This window comes from Streptomyces sp. R-74717 (genome assembly GCF_047305335.1).
Classification (GTDB): domain Bacteria; phylum Actinomycetota; class Actinomycetes; order Streptomycetales; family Streptomycetaceae; genus Streptomyces; species Streptomyces atratus.
In genome coordinates this window covers 4,778,118-4,791,651 of sequence record NZ_CP102361.1, presented here as the reverse complement: position 1 = coordinate 4,791,651, position 13,534 = coordinate 4,778,118, and the positions used below count along the sequence as shown (strand labels likewise).

Sequence of the window (13,534 nt, the reverse complement as noted above, 5' to 3'; positions counted from 1 at the left end):
CACACCGTCATGCCCGAGAACATCGAGAACGACGAGCTCGTCGAGGCCGCAGAGGCCGTCGTCGCCGAGTCCGCCGACTCCATCGAGGCCGACGCCCCCCGGGCCGAGCAGGCCGACGCCGACTCCGCCGTCGACGCGGACGCCGAGCCGACCGTCACCTTCGGCGACCTGGGCCTGCCCGAGGGCATCGTCCGCAAGCTCGCGCAGAACGGTGTGACCGCACCCTTCCCGATCCAGGCCGCGACCATTCCGGACGCCCTGGCCGGCAAGGACATCCTGGGCCGTGGCCGTACCGGCTCCGGCAAGACCCTCTCCTTCGGTCTGCCGACCCTGGCCACGCTGGCCGGCGGCCACACCGAGAAGAAGAAGCCCCGCGCGGTCATCCTCACCCCGACCCGTGAGCTCGCGATGCAGGTCGCGGACGCGCTTCAGCCGTACGGCGATGTGCTCGGCCTGAAGATGAAGGTCGTCTGCGGCGGTACGTCGATGGGCAACCAGATCTACGCGCTGGAGCGCGGTGTCGACATCCTCGTCGCCACCCCGGGCCGGCTGCGCGACATCATCAACCGGGGCGCCTGCTCCCTGGAGAACGTCCAGGTCGCCGTCCTCGACGAGGCCGACCAGATGTCCGACCTGGGCTTCCTGCCCGAGGTCACCGAGCTGCTCGACCAGGTTCCGGTCGGCGGTCAGCGCATGCTCTTCTCCGCCACGATGGAGAACGAGATCGGCACGCTGGTCAAGCGCTACCTGAACAACCCGGTGAGCCACGAGGTCGACAGCGCCCAGGGCAACGTCACGACCATGACGCACCACGTCCTCGTCGTGAAGCCGAAGGACAAGGCGCCGGTCACCTCCGCCATCGCCGCCCGCAAGGGCCGCACCATCATCTTCGTCCGCACCCAGCTGGGCGCCGACCGCATCGCCGAGCAGCTCGTCGAGGCGGGCGTCAAGGCGGACGCACTCCACGGCGGCATGACGCAGGGTGCCCGTACCCGCGTGCTCGCCGACTTCAAGGACGGTTACGTCAACGCGCTCGTCGCGACCGACGTCGCCGCCCGCGGTATCCACGTCGACGGCATCGACCTGGTGCTGAACGTGGACCCGGCCGGTGACCACAAGGACTACCTGCACCGCTCGGGCCGTACCGCCCGTGCCGGCAAGTCCGGTGTCGTCGTCTCGCTGGCGCTGCCGCACCAGCGCCGTCAGATCTTCCGTCTCATGGAGGACGCGGGCGTCGACGCCTCGCGTCACATCGTGGGCGGCGCGGGTGCCTTCGAGCCGGAGGTCGCCGAGATCACCGGCGCCCGTTCGCTGACCGAGGTCCAGGCCGACTCCGCGAACAACGCCGCCAAGCAGGCGGAGCGCGAGGTCGCCGATCTGACCAAGCAGCTGGAGCGCGTCCAGCGCCGCGCCGGTGAGCTGCGCGAGGAGGCCGACCGCCTGGTCGCCCGTGCCGCGCGCGAGCGGGGCGAGGACCCCGAGGCCGCGGTGGCCGAGGCCGCCGCCGAGGCGGAGGCCGCGATCGAGGCCGCTGTCTCCGTACCGGAGCAGGCCACCGCCCGCGACGACCGCCGCGACGACCGCGGCAACTTCGACCGCCGGGACAGCCGCGGCGGCGACCGTGGCGGCTACCGCGGTGGCAACGACCGTCGTGACGACCGCGGTGGCGACCGTGGTGGTTTCCAGCGTCGTGACGACCGTCCGTCGGGTGGCTTCCGCCGCGACAACGACCGTCCGTCGTTCAGCCGGGACCGTCGTGACGACCGCGGTGGCGACCGTGGTGGTTTCCAGCGTCGTGACGACCGTCCGTCGGGTGGCTTCCGCCGCGACAACGACCGTCCGTCGTTCAACCGCGACCGTCGTGACGACCGTCCTTCGGGCGGCTTCCGCTCCAACGACCGTCGTGACGACCGTGGTGGCCGTTCCTTCGACCGCCGCGACAACGACCGCCCGTCGTTCAACCGCGACCGTCGTGACGACCGCCCCTCGGGTGGCTTCCGCTCCGGTGGCAGCGACCGTCCGTTCAACCGCGACCGTCGTGACGACCGCCCCTCCGGCGGCTTCCGCTCCGGTGGCAGCGATCGTCCGACCGGCCGCCGCGACGACCACCGTGGCACCGGAACCAACACCGGTTCCTTCGGCCGCCGTGACGACAAGCCGCGCTGGAAGCGCAACGGCTGAAAGCTGTGAAGCAGACCTGCTGAAGGTCTGCTGAGGTTCTTCGGAAAGCGGGCCCGCTCTTTACGAGCGGGCCCGCTTTTCTTTTCACTTCCATCACATGAGTAACGGCTTTTAACATCCGGCGACTTGCACAGGGGCGCGGCCGGGGGGCCTGCATGATTCCTTTGCGGCAGTCTGCCGTTTGATCACCTGTGCCCTTCATGCCTTTCGGGCATTTCGGGGAGGACTGACCCTTTTGGCTCGCCTTGCTTCTCCACACAGCCGTTCCGTCGGGCGCCGTCGTGCCGCCTTGGCCGCTCTCACGGTGGTCGCGGCCGGTCTCGGCACGATGCCGACCGCCAGTGCCGCGGACGCGCCGACCCCGCCGCTGCCGGTGCCGTGCTCGCCGGGCTGCTGGGCTCCGCGCCGCAGGCCCGGGCGGCCACGACGGTCCCCTCGTGGCTCATCCCGCTCTACTACGACGACTACGTGGACGGCTCCCACCGGGCCTGCACGGGCATCACGCTGTCCAGGACCCGGACTCTGGCCACGCCCGACTGCTTCACCGGCCGCAGCAGTACGGACATGGAGTGGGAATACGACCTGAAGAGCGGTCAGCTCCGGGGCGGCAGCAGCGATCCGCGCTATCGCAGCCACCCGGCGTACGACGCGGCCATGCGCCGGGGTGGGTTCTCGGTGGCGATCCGGGCGACGCCGGCCGCTTACGGCAAGCCGGTGCTGGCGTCGTCGGGCGACACGGCGTTGTACGCCACAGGCGCCAAGGCGACGTTCCACTCGTGGTCGGGCCTGGATCTGAACGACGCCCCGCGGGTCCGCCACACCGAGCAGGTCGTGCTCAAGTCGGCGGCGTCCTGCGCCATTCTGCTCGGCCGCACGCTGCCGAGCGGCACGCTCTGCACCGTACCGGCGCCCGGCGCGCCCCCCGTCGCGGACGAGGACCAGTGCTTCGGCGACGCGGGCGGAGCGCTCGTCGGCGGGGGCAAGCTCATCGCCGTATCGGCCACCAGTGCGACCGGCTGTGTCCAGGGAGGGGTACGCCTCTACACCCGGATCTCGTCCTACCGGTCCACGATCACCGACTGGACCCGTGACGTCGACCTCGACGAACGGATCAGCGGCTCGGTCCTGGCGCGGGAACCCGGCGACCTCATCGACCTCTGCACCACGAACCAGCAGGCCGGACTCGAGGATTGCTACGTCGACAGCGTGGGCTCGATGCTCGACTGGAAGGACGACTTCAACTTCCTGACGGAGCTGGGCGACCTGGGCGGTGACGGCAAGGGCGACCTGCTCGCCCGTACACCGGGCGGCTCGCTCTACCGCATTCCCAACCCGCTCGCATACGGGGAGGTCGGCGACGCCCCGAAGGTGAAACTGGGCACCGGCTGGTCCAAATACAACAAGATCGTGGCCGCCCGGGACCTCAGCGGCGACGGCCTCCCCGACATCCTCGCCCGTGACACCTCGGGTGTGGTCTGGCTCTACCGCGGCAAGAGCGACGGCTCCCTGGCGGGCCGTACGAAGGTCACCACCTGGAAGAGCTACACCGCCATCGCCGGACGCGGTGACCTGTCGGGCGACGGCCGCGCGGACATCGTGGCGCGGGACGGCGCCGGGGTGCTCTGGCTCTACCGGGGCAACGGCAAGGGCGGCTTTGTTCCACGTACGAAGATCGGCTCGGGCTGGGGCAAGTACAACGCGATCGTCGGCAGCGGCGACATGGACCACAACGGGCGGCAGGACATCCTCGCGCGGACGCCCGCGGGTGCGGTGTACCTCTACAACGCGAACCACGTGGGGGGCTTCTCGACGCCGAGGAAGCTGGCCGATACGCGCTGGAAGAAGTACACAAGGATCAGCTGAGCGTTGAGCTGAGGCCCTTCCCGTTGCTGTGTGGCGTGTTGCCCGGCATGTTTTCCCAGTCGTAACCATGGCGACCGCATGTGTGCTCCGAGGCGAGGGCATCGCTGGGGACATGACAACAGACACCGGCGAGGACAGGCCACCACCGGGCGTTTCCGACGAGGAGCGTCTCGCGCAGCTCGGGTACACGCAGACGCTGGCCCGGCGTATGTCGGCATTCTCCAACTACGCCGTCTCGTTCACGATCATCTCGGTGCTCTCCGGATGCCTCACGCTCTACCTCTTCGGCATGAACACCGGCGGTCCCGCCGTCATCACCTGGGGCTGGGTCGGCGTCGGCCTGATGACGCTGTTCGTCGGCCTGGCGATGGCCGAGATCTGTTCGGCGTACCCGACCTCCGCCGGCCTCTACTTCTGGGCCCACCGGCTGGCCCCGCCGCGCTCGGCGGCGGCCTGGGCCTGGTTCACGGGCTGGTTCAACGTCCTCGGCCAGGTCGCCGTCACGGCCGGGATCGACTTCGGGGCGGCGTCCTTCCTGGGCGCGTATCTGAACCTCCAGTTCGATTTCGTGGTCACGCCTGCCCGTACGATCCTGCTCTTCGCCGCGATCCTGCTGCTGCACGGCCTGCTCAACACCTTCGGGGTCCGCATCGTCGCGATCCTGAACAGCGTGAGCGTGTGGTGGCACGTCCTCGGGGTCGCTGTCATTGTCGGCGCTCTGACCTTCGTGCCGGACAAGCATCAGTCGGCGTCCTTCGTCTTCACCGAGTTCGTGAACAACACCGGCTGGGGCAGCGGCTTCTACGTCGTGATGATCGGCCTGCTGATGGCCCAGTACACCTTCACCGGCTACGACGCCTCCGCCCATATGACGGAGGAGACCCACGACGCGGCCACGGCGGGCCCGCGCGGCATCGTCCAGTCGATCTGGACCTCCTGGATCGCCGGCTTCGTTCTCCTCCTCGGCTTCACGTTCGCCATCCAGTCGTACGACGGAGCGCTGAACTCCCCGACCGGCGCCCCGCCCGCCCAGATCCTCCTGGACGCACTCGGCGCCACCACCGGCAAGCTCCTGCTGCTGGTCGTGATCGGCGCGCAGCTCTTCTGCGGAATGGCGTCCGTGACCGCCAACAGCCGCATGATCTATGCCTTCTCCCGGGACGGTGCCCTGCCCTTCTCCCGCGTCTGGCACACGGTCAGCCCCCGCACCCGCACCCCCGTCGCCGCGGTCTGGCTCGCCGCCCTCGGCGCCCTGGCCCTGGGCCTCCCGTACCTGATCAACGTCACGGCGTACGCGGCGGTGACCTCGATCGCCGTGATCGGCCTGTACATCGCCTACGTCATCCCCACTCTGCTCCGCCTGCTCCGGGGCGACGACTTCACTCCGGGCCCCTGGCACCTGGGCCGCTGGTCCCGCCCGATCGGCGTCGTCGCGGTGGCCTGGGTCCTGATCATCACGGTGCTCTTCATGCTGCCGCAGGTCTCGCCGGTCACCTGGGAGACGTTCAACTACGCCCCCATCGCGGTCCTGGTGGTCCTCGGCTTCGCCGCGACGTGGTGGCTGGCCTCCGCCCGGCACTGGTTCCTCAACCCGAATCACAAGCGCACTACCGCCCCCGACGAGCCTCGCGGAAGCTTCGCCGACACCCCGGTGAAGCCCCTCTGATGCCTCCTGATCCCGTCGCGACGGGGCCCGGCAACCGATACCCGATCGGCGACCGGGCCCCGGCGGGCTATGCTCAGGGGTGATTCGCCGGGGGCCGTTAGCTCAATTGGCAGAGCAGCGGACTTTTAATCCGTTGGTTGTGGGTTCGAGTCCCACACGGCCTACGCGAAGCAGGGAGGGGAAACCCCATCTGACCTGCTACTTAGCGCCTCGATCGGCTTCGTCCGGTCGGGGCGCTTCGTCGTTCCCGGCCTCTTGCGTGAGCGATGCGTGAGCGGACGGTCCGACAGCAGGGGCTACGGCGGGGGCCTTACGGGCACGTGGCACCAGCGCGGCGGCGGCTTCTGCCGCGGCTTTGTCGACCTCGGGCAGCAGGCTCGTGTACGTGTCCGACGTGAGCGTGATCGTGGAGTGGCGCAGCGTCTCCTTGATCGTGTGGAGGTCACCACCCCCGCCGTGGGTGAGAGTGGCCGCGACGTGACGCAGGTCGCGCAGGGTGATCGGCGGCAGGTCGGTGGTGGCGAGGATGCGGCGGAACGTCTCGGAAACCGTCTCCGGGTGCAGCCAGGAGCCGTCCTCACGGGTGAAGACCTTGCCGGTCTCGTTCCAGGCGTCGCCCCACTTCTCCCGGGCGCTCAGCATCGCTTTGTGGTGCTCGCGCAGAAGAGCGACGTTGACGCTGTCCAACGCGATCGTGCTGGCGCTGCCGTCGGTCTTGGGGGCTGACTCGTAGGTGTCCCAACCGTCGACGACGATTTCCTTGGCCGGGGTGATGAGGCCGGCGTTCAGGTCGACATCGGTCCAGCTCTGGCCAACGGCCTCGCCCCTGCGAAGGCCACGGGTGCCGACGAGGTGGAAGAGGGCGTAGAGCCGATCGGATTCGGCCGCGTCCAGGAACGTGCCGAACTGCGCCGGTGTCCAGACCATCACCGGTGACGGCAGCTCACCGGTGGCATGCCAGCGCTCCACCCGCTGGGTCGTCCAGAGCAGGGGCTTGGGGCGCTTGCCGGACTCCAGCTCGACGTGGGAGGCCGGGTTGAAGGTGATGTACTGCTGGGCGATTGCCGCGTTCAGAGCCGCTCGCAGCGTGCGCCGGATGCTCTGCTGCGTCGCTGGGCCGGTGATCTTCCGGAAAGGCTTCATCTCGGCGAGTTTTTCCCGCTCGACGGCGAGCCGCGCCCGCTCGGCTGCAATGGGGCGGCCGGGCTTGCTGGGCTTGCACCTGGCGATCTGCTCGCGGCGTTCGAGGTTCTCCGCCTGGATCACCTCGTTGGCGTCGGCTATGCCGTCGTACATCTCCACCAGGTGGCCGACATTGAGACGGTCGAGGCGGACATGGCCGATGCGCGGCTTCAGGTGCACGCGGATGTGCGAGGCATACCCGTTGAGCGTCGTCTTCCGTGACTTCTTCGAAAGAAGCCACTGGTCGAGCCATTCGCCCACGGTTCGTCGGCCGATCAGGTCCAGGCCCGCCCTGAAGCGCCTGCGGGTGTCTTCTACGTCGGGCAGCGGAGCCTTCTCGTCCGCGACCTGTTCGAGCAGGGCTGCGATGCGGGCCAGGTCGTGCTCGTCGTCGGAATCGGCGATGGAGATGAGAGCCCGTACATGGTCCAGGTTGGACTGCGCGGCCTTCAGCGTCTCGTAGCCGGCGCGGTTGAAGGAGCGGCGGGTGCCGTCCTCGCGGGGTGGGAGTTCCTGGCGTATGGAGTAGGAGCCGTGCTTGCGGCTGGTGAGCTTGGGGCACTTCTTGCCGAGCGGCTTGCCGGTCTTGGGGTCGCGGCAGTAGCAGCGGCGGTGTGTGGAGCCCTTCAAAGGCGTTCCTCCGTGGTGGTGTCAGGGACGACCCACTCGGGCGGGTCGACGTCGTGGAGTGCGGGTGGGAGGTCGGGTGGGGTGGCTCCGTCCTCGCGGAGTTCCCGGCGGAGGTGGCGGAGCTTGTACTTGGCGGAGATGGCCTGGTCGGCGTACGCGCTCTGCTTGCGTTCGGCTTCTTCCTGCTGGGCGCGGCCGGTTGCCGTCCTGGCCGTGAACCGTGCTTGCTCTTCTTCTTCGAGTGCGGCCAGGGCGGTGCGTACGAGGCTGGCGTGGGCTTCGAAGTCGGGGACCAGGCCCAGGTCGTGTCCGGGCACTTCTTGTTCGCCGGTGAAGCGCCGTAGGGCGTCCCAGGTGGGGACGAGGCTCTGGAAGGGGAGTTCCTGGGTCTGGTCGACGTAGCCGACCGGGAAGATCAGGCAGGCCGGGTACGTCTCCAGGGCGGCAGCCAGGACCATGACGTCCACCAGCGGAAGGCTGGCCCGGCGGCCGGACTCCATGTTGGCGATCACGTTGCGCGGGATGGGGTGCCCGAGCTGCTCGCACTGGTCGGCCAGGTCCTGTGCGCTCCACCCCATCTCCTCCAGCAACCCCGAACGGCCCGTGAAGAACCAACCCGGCGGCAAGGGCGCGCAAGCCCGCCACCGCCAGACGAGGAGCTGCCCCGTGGAACATGCCGGAGCCGAGCCCTATTCCACCCCAGACAAGCCTTCCTGGCCGCCGGTCGCCATTCCCGGACAGCCGTCCGAGCCTGGACCGTCCGTGGACGGACCCGACAACTCCTCGGCCTCCGAGGGCGAGCGGGTGCTGACGGAGCTGCGGGAGCAGCTTCGCCGGTACGTCGTGCTGCCCAGCGAGGAAGCCTTCACAGCGGTAACCCTGTGGGTTGCGGCGACGCACCTGCAGACGGCGTGGCAGCACGCTCCGCGGCTGGCCGTGGTGGGGCCGGCGAAGCGGTGCGGTAAGTCGCGGCTGCTGGATGTGATCACCGAGAGCGTCCACGATCCGCTGATCACGGTCAACGCCTCGGCCGCCGCGGTGTTCCGGTCGATCACCGACACCCCGCCCACCCTGCTGGTCGACGAGGCCGACACCCTCTTCGGCTCCGCGAAGGTCGCGGAGAAGAACGAAGAGATGCGCGGCCTGCTCAATGCAGGGCACCAGCGCAACCGCCCCACCCTGCGGGTTTCTGGTCCCAACCACGAGGTGTCGAAGTTCCCGACCTTCGCCATGGCGGCCCTCGCGGGCATCGGTGACCTGCCGGACACGATCATGGACCGGTCGATCGTCATCCGGATGCGCCGCCGCAGGCCGGGCGAGAAGGTGGCCGAGTTCCGCACCTACCGCGACACCCCGCCTCTCCACGCCCTGCGCGACCGGTTCGCCGCCTGGCTGGCCCCGCTTCACGCCGATGCGATGGACCTGACACCGGCCATGCCGGTCCAGGACCGCGCGGCCGACACCTGGCAGCCGCTGGTGTCCGTCGCCGACCTCGCCGGCGGGCCATGGCCCCACCTCGCGCGTGCCGCCTGCCGGGTCATGGCCAAGCACGAGGCCGAGCAGGATCAGGACCGCAGCAGTCTGGGCATCCGCCTCCTGGCTGACATCCGGCGCGCCTTCGCCACCGAAGGCGACCCGCCGATGCTCCGCACCAGCCGGCTCCTCGACATCCTCAACCAGGACGACGAGACCCCCTGGCCGGAGTACACCGCCAACGGCCTGACCGCCCGGGGCCTGCAGATCCTGCTCCAGGAATACGGCATCGGTTCGGCGAATCACCGCTTCCACGGCAACGTCCAGGCCAAGGGCTTCACCCGCCAGCAGTTCGCCGACTCCTGGGCACGCTACTGCCCCGAACCCGCGCCGGAAACCACGGCCGGGGCCTGACCCGGCACGACCCGTCGCGACTCGTCCCCGCGCAGGTCAGCGCGGTGACGAGTCGAGGGGCGGTGACGAGTCGACTCGACATCACCGCCCCACCCGTACCTGCTCTGACCAGGCATGCAACGAGTCGCGACGGGTCTCTCTCCCCCTCACCGGGCCACGTCAGCCGCACCTCCGTACCCCTGGAGCACTCTCCATTGCCTTCCCCTGCCCTCGCCGCAGCGCCGACCGCTGCCCCGGTGCCCCTGGCCGCCGCGATCCGCACGGGCGTGGCGTTGCTGGCCGTGGCGGCCTTCGCCCTCTCCTACGACGCCCTGCGCCAGATGGCCGCCGCCAGCCACATCCACCCGGCGCTCACCTACGCCTTCCCGCTCGTCATCGACGGGTTCATCGCCATCGGGATCGGCGCCCTACTCGTCCTGCGAACCGCACCCCTGTCCGCCCGCCTCTACGTCTCGGCGCTGGTCGGCATCGCCACCGCCACAAGCATCTGGGCCAACGTCCTGCACGCCATCCGCCTCAACCAGCAAACCCGCCACAACGGCCTCGCCCTCGACGACAACACCGTCGGAGCCATCTCCGCCATCGCCCCACTCGCCCTGGCCGGAGCCGTCCACTTCTACCTCCTCGTCGCCCGACGCCCCACCACCGCCGGCCGCCACAACCCCATCTGTCACAGCGCCAATGACGGCCACAAACCCGCTGTGGGAGACATGGGTCGCGAGACGTCACCGCCAACCGCCACGAGCGCCAACGACGTGGCGCAGCCCGTCGCGAAGCGCCTGGCAAAGACTCCGCACCAGGCAGGTATGCCGGGAGGCATTCCGCCAAGCATTTCGCTGGAGCAGGCCATCGACATCGGTCGTACGGCTCCCCGCGGTCGGGCCGACCGTGTCTCGCGCCGCAACGTCGAGAAGGCGATCCGGGACAAGGGGTTCGGCATCTCCCGAAGCCGCCTGGACAAGGTCAAGGACCTGCTGCAGGCCGAACTCGACGAGGCCACCGCAAGCACCGGCTGACTCCGCAGCCCGTTGCCCTCGCCCGCCCTTCCTCGAATCAGCACGGGAAGGGCGGGTCCTCACCACCACCTTTTGCAGGAGTCCACATGCACGACCTCAACCACGAACTCCCTCCATCTCAGAAGCAGATGGCCTACACCCCGGCTCCGGGCGGAGCAAGCTGTAGCGCTGGACCGTCCAAGGGCCGGTCCAGCGCGCTCTCCTCCGCCCCGGGGGTGGCGGAGGAGGTCTGGCGCCAGGGGGCGCCGGACCAGGAGCTGGCGGCCGAGGGCGGCCACCAGCAGGACAAGCCCGCAGCCAAGCGGAGCCGTCGACGCTCCCGCCAGCCGCGGCAGCGCGTGAAGCGCCTGACCTTCCGCGCCAGCGAGGCCGAAGACGCAGAGATCCAGGCTGCCGCCGACGCCAAGGGTGTCTCCAAAGCCCGGTTCATCGCTCAGGCGGTCCATGCACAACTCCACGGCCGGAACGGACTCGACCAGGACGAGGCTCTCGACAGGCTCGAAGCGGCCCGCGTCGACCTGGCCCGTGTCGGCAACAACATCAATCAGATGGCGCGGATCCTGAACTCCGGCGGCGACGTCGTCCACCTCGCTCGCGCCACTCACGAGGTCTACGAGTCCGCAGCCATGGTGAAGGCTGCCGCCCGGAAGCTGGTGAGTTGAGTCCTTGGTCCCCGACATCAACCCGCCGGGCGGTCGGACGATCGGCCTGCTCAAGTACCTCTACCGGACCAGCGACATCGAAGCCCACGTCGACCCGCACATCGTTGCCGCGTACGACCCCTTCGTGGCCGATCCCGGCCGCCACCCGAGCGCCACATTGACAGGACTCGCCGCCGATCTCGACCAGTGGGTCGACGCCCTGAAGGACAAGGCCCCGGCCAAGCATGTCTGGCACTGTTCGGTGCGCACCGCGGACACGGACCGCATCCTCAGCGATGAGGAATGGGCGACCGTCGCACGCCGCATTGTCAACGCCACGGGCATCGCCCCTGAAGGGGACGAGCAAGCATGCCGCTGGATCGCGGTCCGGCACGCCCCCGACCACATCCATCTCGTTGCCACCCTCGTACGCGCCGACCGCACCCAGCCACGCCGCCACAAAGACGCCATCCGAGCCCAGGCTGAATGCCGCAAGATCGAGAAGGAATTCGGCCTGCGCCAGCTGAAGAAGGGCGATGGCACCGCTGCCAAACGCCCCACAAGCGCCGAGCGCCGCAAAGCCGAACGCCTCGGCCAAGAGGCCACATCCCGCGAGCTGCTGCGAGAGCACGTCCACCGTGCCCTCGTCGGCGCTTCCGACGAGGCCGAGTTCTTTGGCCGCCTCGCCTCCGAAGGCGTACGGATCAAGAAGCGCGTCGCCCCGTCCGGTGACCTTCTTGGCTACTCCGTAGCCGTCGTCGGTGACCGCAACGCCAAGCAGGAACCCATCTGGTATTCGGGCTCGAAACTCGCACCTGACCTGTCCCTGCCCAGAATCCGTGAGCGCTTCACTACCGAACGAGATGTCCCCGAGCCCCCGGCCCTCATGCAACGGGCCGGCGAATCCGCGCCGGGCCGCGCCCGCCGCTTCTCCGCCGAAGCCCTCGACACAGCCCTCACCGTGATCGCTTCCACCGACGACGAGGCTGCGGCTGCCCACATCGTCGGGGTGAGCGAGGTCCTCGACGCTCTCGCTCAAACCACCCTGGGCCGTCCACATGAGGAACTCCGAGATGCCGCAAGGACCTTCGAGCGCGCAACCCGCTCCCACATTCGCGGCGAGCAGACCCGGATGTACGCACTCCGACGGGCCGCTCGCCAGATCGTCCACTCCGGGCATGCCCTCGGACACGGAGCAGACGGTGCCGCCACCGCTCTCGTCCTTGACGTTCTGATCCTCGCCGTCGTCGCCGCCGGTCACTGGCACGCTGCCCACCAGCACGCCCAGCAAGCCGAGGCCGCACGCCAAACCGCCATGCACCTGCGCACGGCGTACCGGGCCGTTGCTGCAAGTCCGTTGGCTGGCATACGCGCATACGGCGAAAAGCTCTCCGCTCGGACACAGCACAACCAGATCGCCGCAATTCGTTCCGCACTGCCCGAACTGGCTGGCCGCGTCCAGACTGAGGCCAGCTGGCCCGCCCTGGCGGCCATGCTGGATCAAGCTCAGCGGGCCGGACATAACCCCTCGGTCCTCCTCCGCAGGGCCGCAGCACAGCGGGAGCTCGACAGCGCGGACTCCGTCAGCGAGGTGCTCGTCTGGCGCTTGTACCGGCTCGATCTCGTACCCGCCGAGATGCCCACCGCTGCGCGAGCCGACAAGCGACCGGCGAAACAGGGGCGGCACATCGCTCAGCCCGCCGCCCGCCCAAGTTCGGAGGCCGCGCGCCCTCGTCGTCGTTGAGGACGGAACCGACGTCCGAGGCGTGACGCCCATCGGCACCCTGTCCGTCTGCTCTCAAGCAGGTGGACAGGGAGGGTCAACCGAGCAGGCGGGCGAGGTGCTTCCGCAAGGGCACTTCGAGTTCCAGGTTGTTCCCGCGCTCGATCCCCTGGAGGTACTCGCTGGCCACGACCAGCTGGGAGAAGCGGCCGGAGGCGGACTGCAGGATGGGCTTGAACTCGCGAAGGACGCGGTCTGCAACCGAAGGGACAGCGAGGCTGGAGATGTAGAGGGTGGCCGCGTCGTAGCCGGCAGGAGCCAGTCCCCACCGCTCCCAGTCCAGGATGCAGAGCTCTGGACCGGTCAGATTCGACCACTGGATGTCGGCGTGTGCGGTACTCCACTCCAGGACCTCGGTGGCCACGTCCGTCCCGAGGAAGCGGGGCAAGGCCCAGCAGAGCCGTTCTTGGCGAACAGCCACACGGCTTGTGGACACGAGGGAAATCGTGTCCAGCGCATCGCGTAGCTGGGCCCACCACACGGGGGAGAGGTCCAGTCGCGATGGCGCCAAGGGCGACCGATTGAGCGGCCGGCCATCGGCGCGGTCGTGGACCTCCGCACGATAGGCGTACGCGTCCGCCGACCATTCGAAAGCCCCTCGGAAGCGAGGCCGCGGAATGCGGTCCGGCATCGCTTCGTGTGCTTCTTCCGGGCCCTTCCAGGATGCGCTGGCTGCTTTCTCTGC

The 13,534-nt window shown here is 69.1% G+C and carries 10 protein-coding genes and 1 tRNA gene; 8 read left to right on the top strand and 3 right to left on the bottom strand.

Annotated features, from left to right (window positions below):
* The first annotated feature begins 9 nt into the window (after positions 1–9).
* The 4 genes from NRF20_RS21850 (at position 10) to NRF20_RS21835 (ending at position 5,874) form a co-directional block, all read left to right on the top strand.
* Positions 10–2,181 (top strand): DEAD/DEAH box helicase, encoded by a 2,172-nt coding sequence (locus tag NRF20_RS21850; RefSeq protein ID WP_398628621.1) that lies wholly within the window; start codon positions 10–12, stop codon positions 2,179–2,181.
* Positions 2,182–2,559: 378 nt separating this feature from the next.
* The gene (locus tag NRF20_RS21845) at positions 2,560–4,044 is read left to right on the top strand and encodes an FG-GAP-like repeat-containing protein (protein ID WP_413753123.1); all 1,485 of its coding nucleotides are present in this window, start codon (positions 2,560–2,562) and stop codon (positions 4,042–4,044) included.
* 112 nt (positions 4,045–4,156) lie between these two features.
* Positions 4,157–5,710 carry an amino acid permease gene (locus tag NRF20_RS21840; protein WP_398628569.1) on the top strand — a complete coding sequence of 518 codons (1,554 nt, stop codon included), beginning with the start codon at positions 4,157–4,159 and terminating at the stop codon, positions 5,708–5,710.
* A gap of 91 nt (positions 5,711–5,801) precedes the next feature.
* Positions 5,802–5,874, top strand: a tRNA-Lys gene (locus NRF20_RS21835).
* A gap of 34 nt (positions 5,875–5,908) precedes the next feature.
* Here NRF20_RS21835 and xerC read toward each other — a convergent pair.
* A complete protein-coding gene (xerC, locus tag NRF20_RS21830) occupies positions 5,909–7,522 on the bottom strand; it encodes a tyrosine recombinase XerC (protein WP_398628570.1) in 1,614 nt (537 codons plus the stop codon).
* A complete protein-coding gene (locus NRF20_RS21825) occupies positions 7,519–8,100 on the bottom strand; it encodes a transcriptional regulator (protein ID WP_413753122.1) in 582 nt (193 codons plus the stop codon). The genes xerC and NRF20_RS21825 overlap by 4 nt, the downstream gene beginning before the upstream one ends.
* Positions 8,101–8,188: 88 nt before the next feature.
* On the opposite strand from NRF20_RS21825, the gene NRF20_RS21820 reads away from it, so the two are divergent.
* From NRF20_RS21820 to NRF20_RS21805, 4 genes are all read left to right on the top strand, one after another.
* Positions 8,189–9,409: a DUF3631 domain-containing protein gene (locus NRF20_RS21820; RefSeq protein WP_413753121.1), complete on the top strand. Its 1,221-nt coding sequence runs from the start codon at positions 8,189–8,191 to the stop codon at positions 9,407–9,409.
* A 194-nt stretch (positions 9,410–9,603) separates the two neighbouring features.
* Complete coding sequence (locus tag NRF20_RS21815) at positions 9,604–10,425, top strand: DUF2637 domain-containing protein (protein WP_398628574.1); 822 nt, start codon at positions 9,604–9,606, stop codon at positions 10,423–10,425.
* Between the two features lie 86 nt (positions 10,426–10,511).
* Positions 10,512–11,087 carry a plasmid mobilization protein gene (locus tag NRF20_RS21810; protein WP_398628575.1) on the top strand — a complete coding sequence of 192 codons (576 nt, stop codon included), beginning with the start codon at positions 10,512–10,514 and terminating at the stop codon, positions 11,085–11,087.
* Positions 11,088–11,091: 4 nt separating this feature from the next.
* A complete protein-coding gene (locus NRF20_RS21805; protein WP_413753120.1) occupies positions 11,092–12,810 on the top strand; it encodes a relaxase/mobilization nuclease domain-containing protein in 1,719 nt (572 codons plus the stop codon).
* A 76-nt stretch (positions 12,811–12,886) separates the two neighbouring features.
* Here the strand turns inward: NRF20_RS21805 and NRF20_RS21800 are convergent, their stop codons facing one another.
* On the bottom strand, positions 12,887–13,285 hold the full coding sequence (locus NRF20_RS21800; RefSeq protein ID WP_266359521.1) for a hypothetical protein: 399 nt from the start codon (positions 13,283–13,285) through the stop codon (positions 12,887–12,889).
* Between the last annotated feature and the right edge of the window lie 249 nt (positions 13,286–13,534).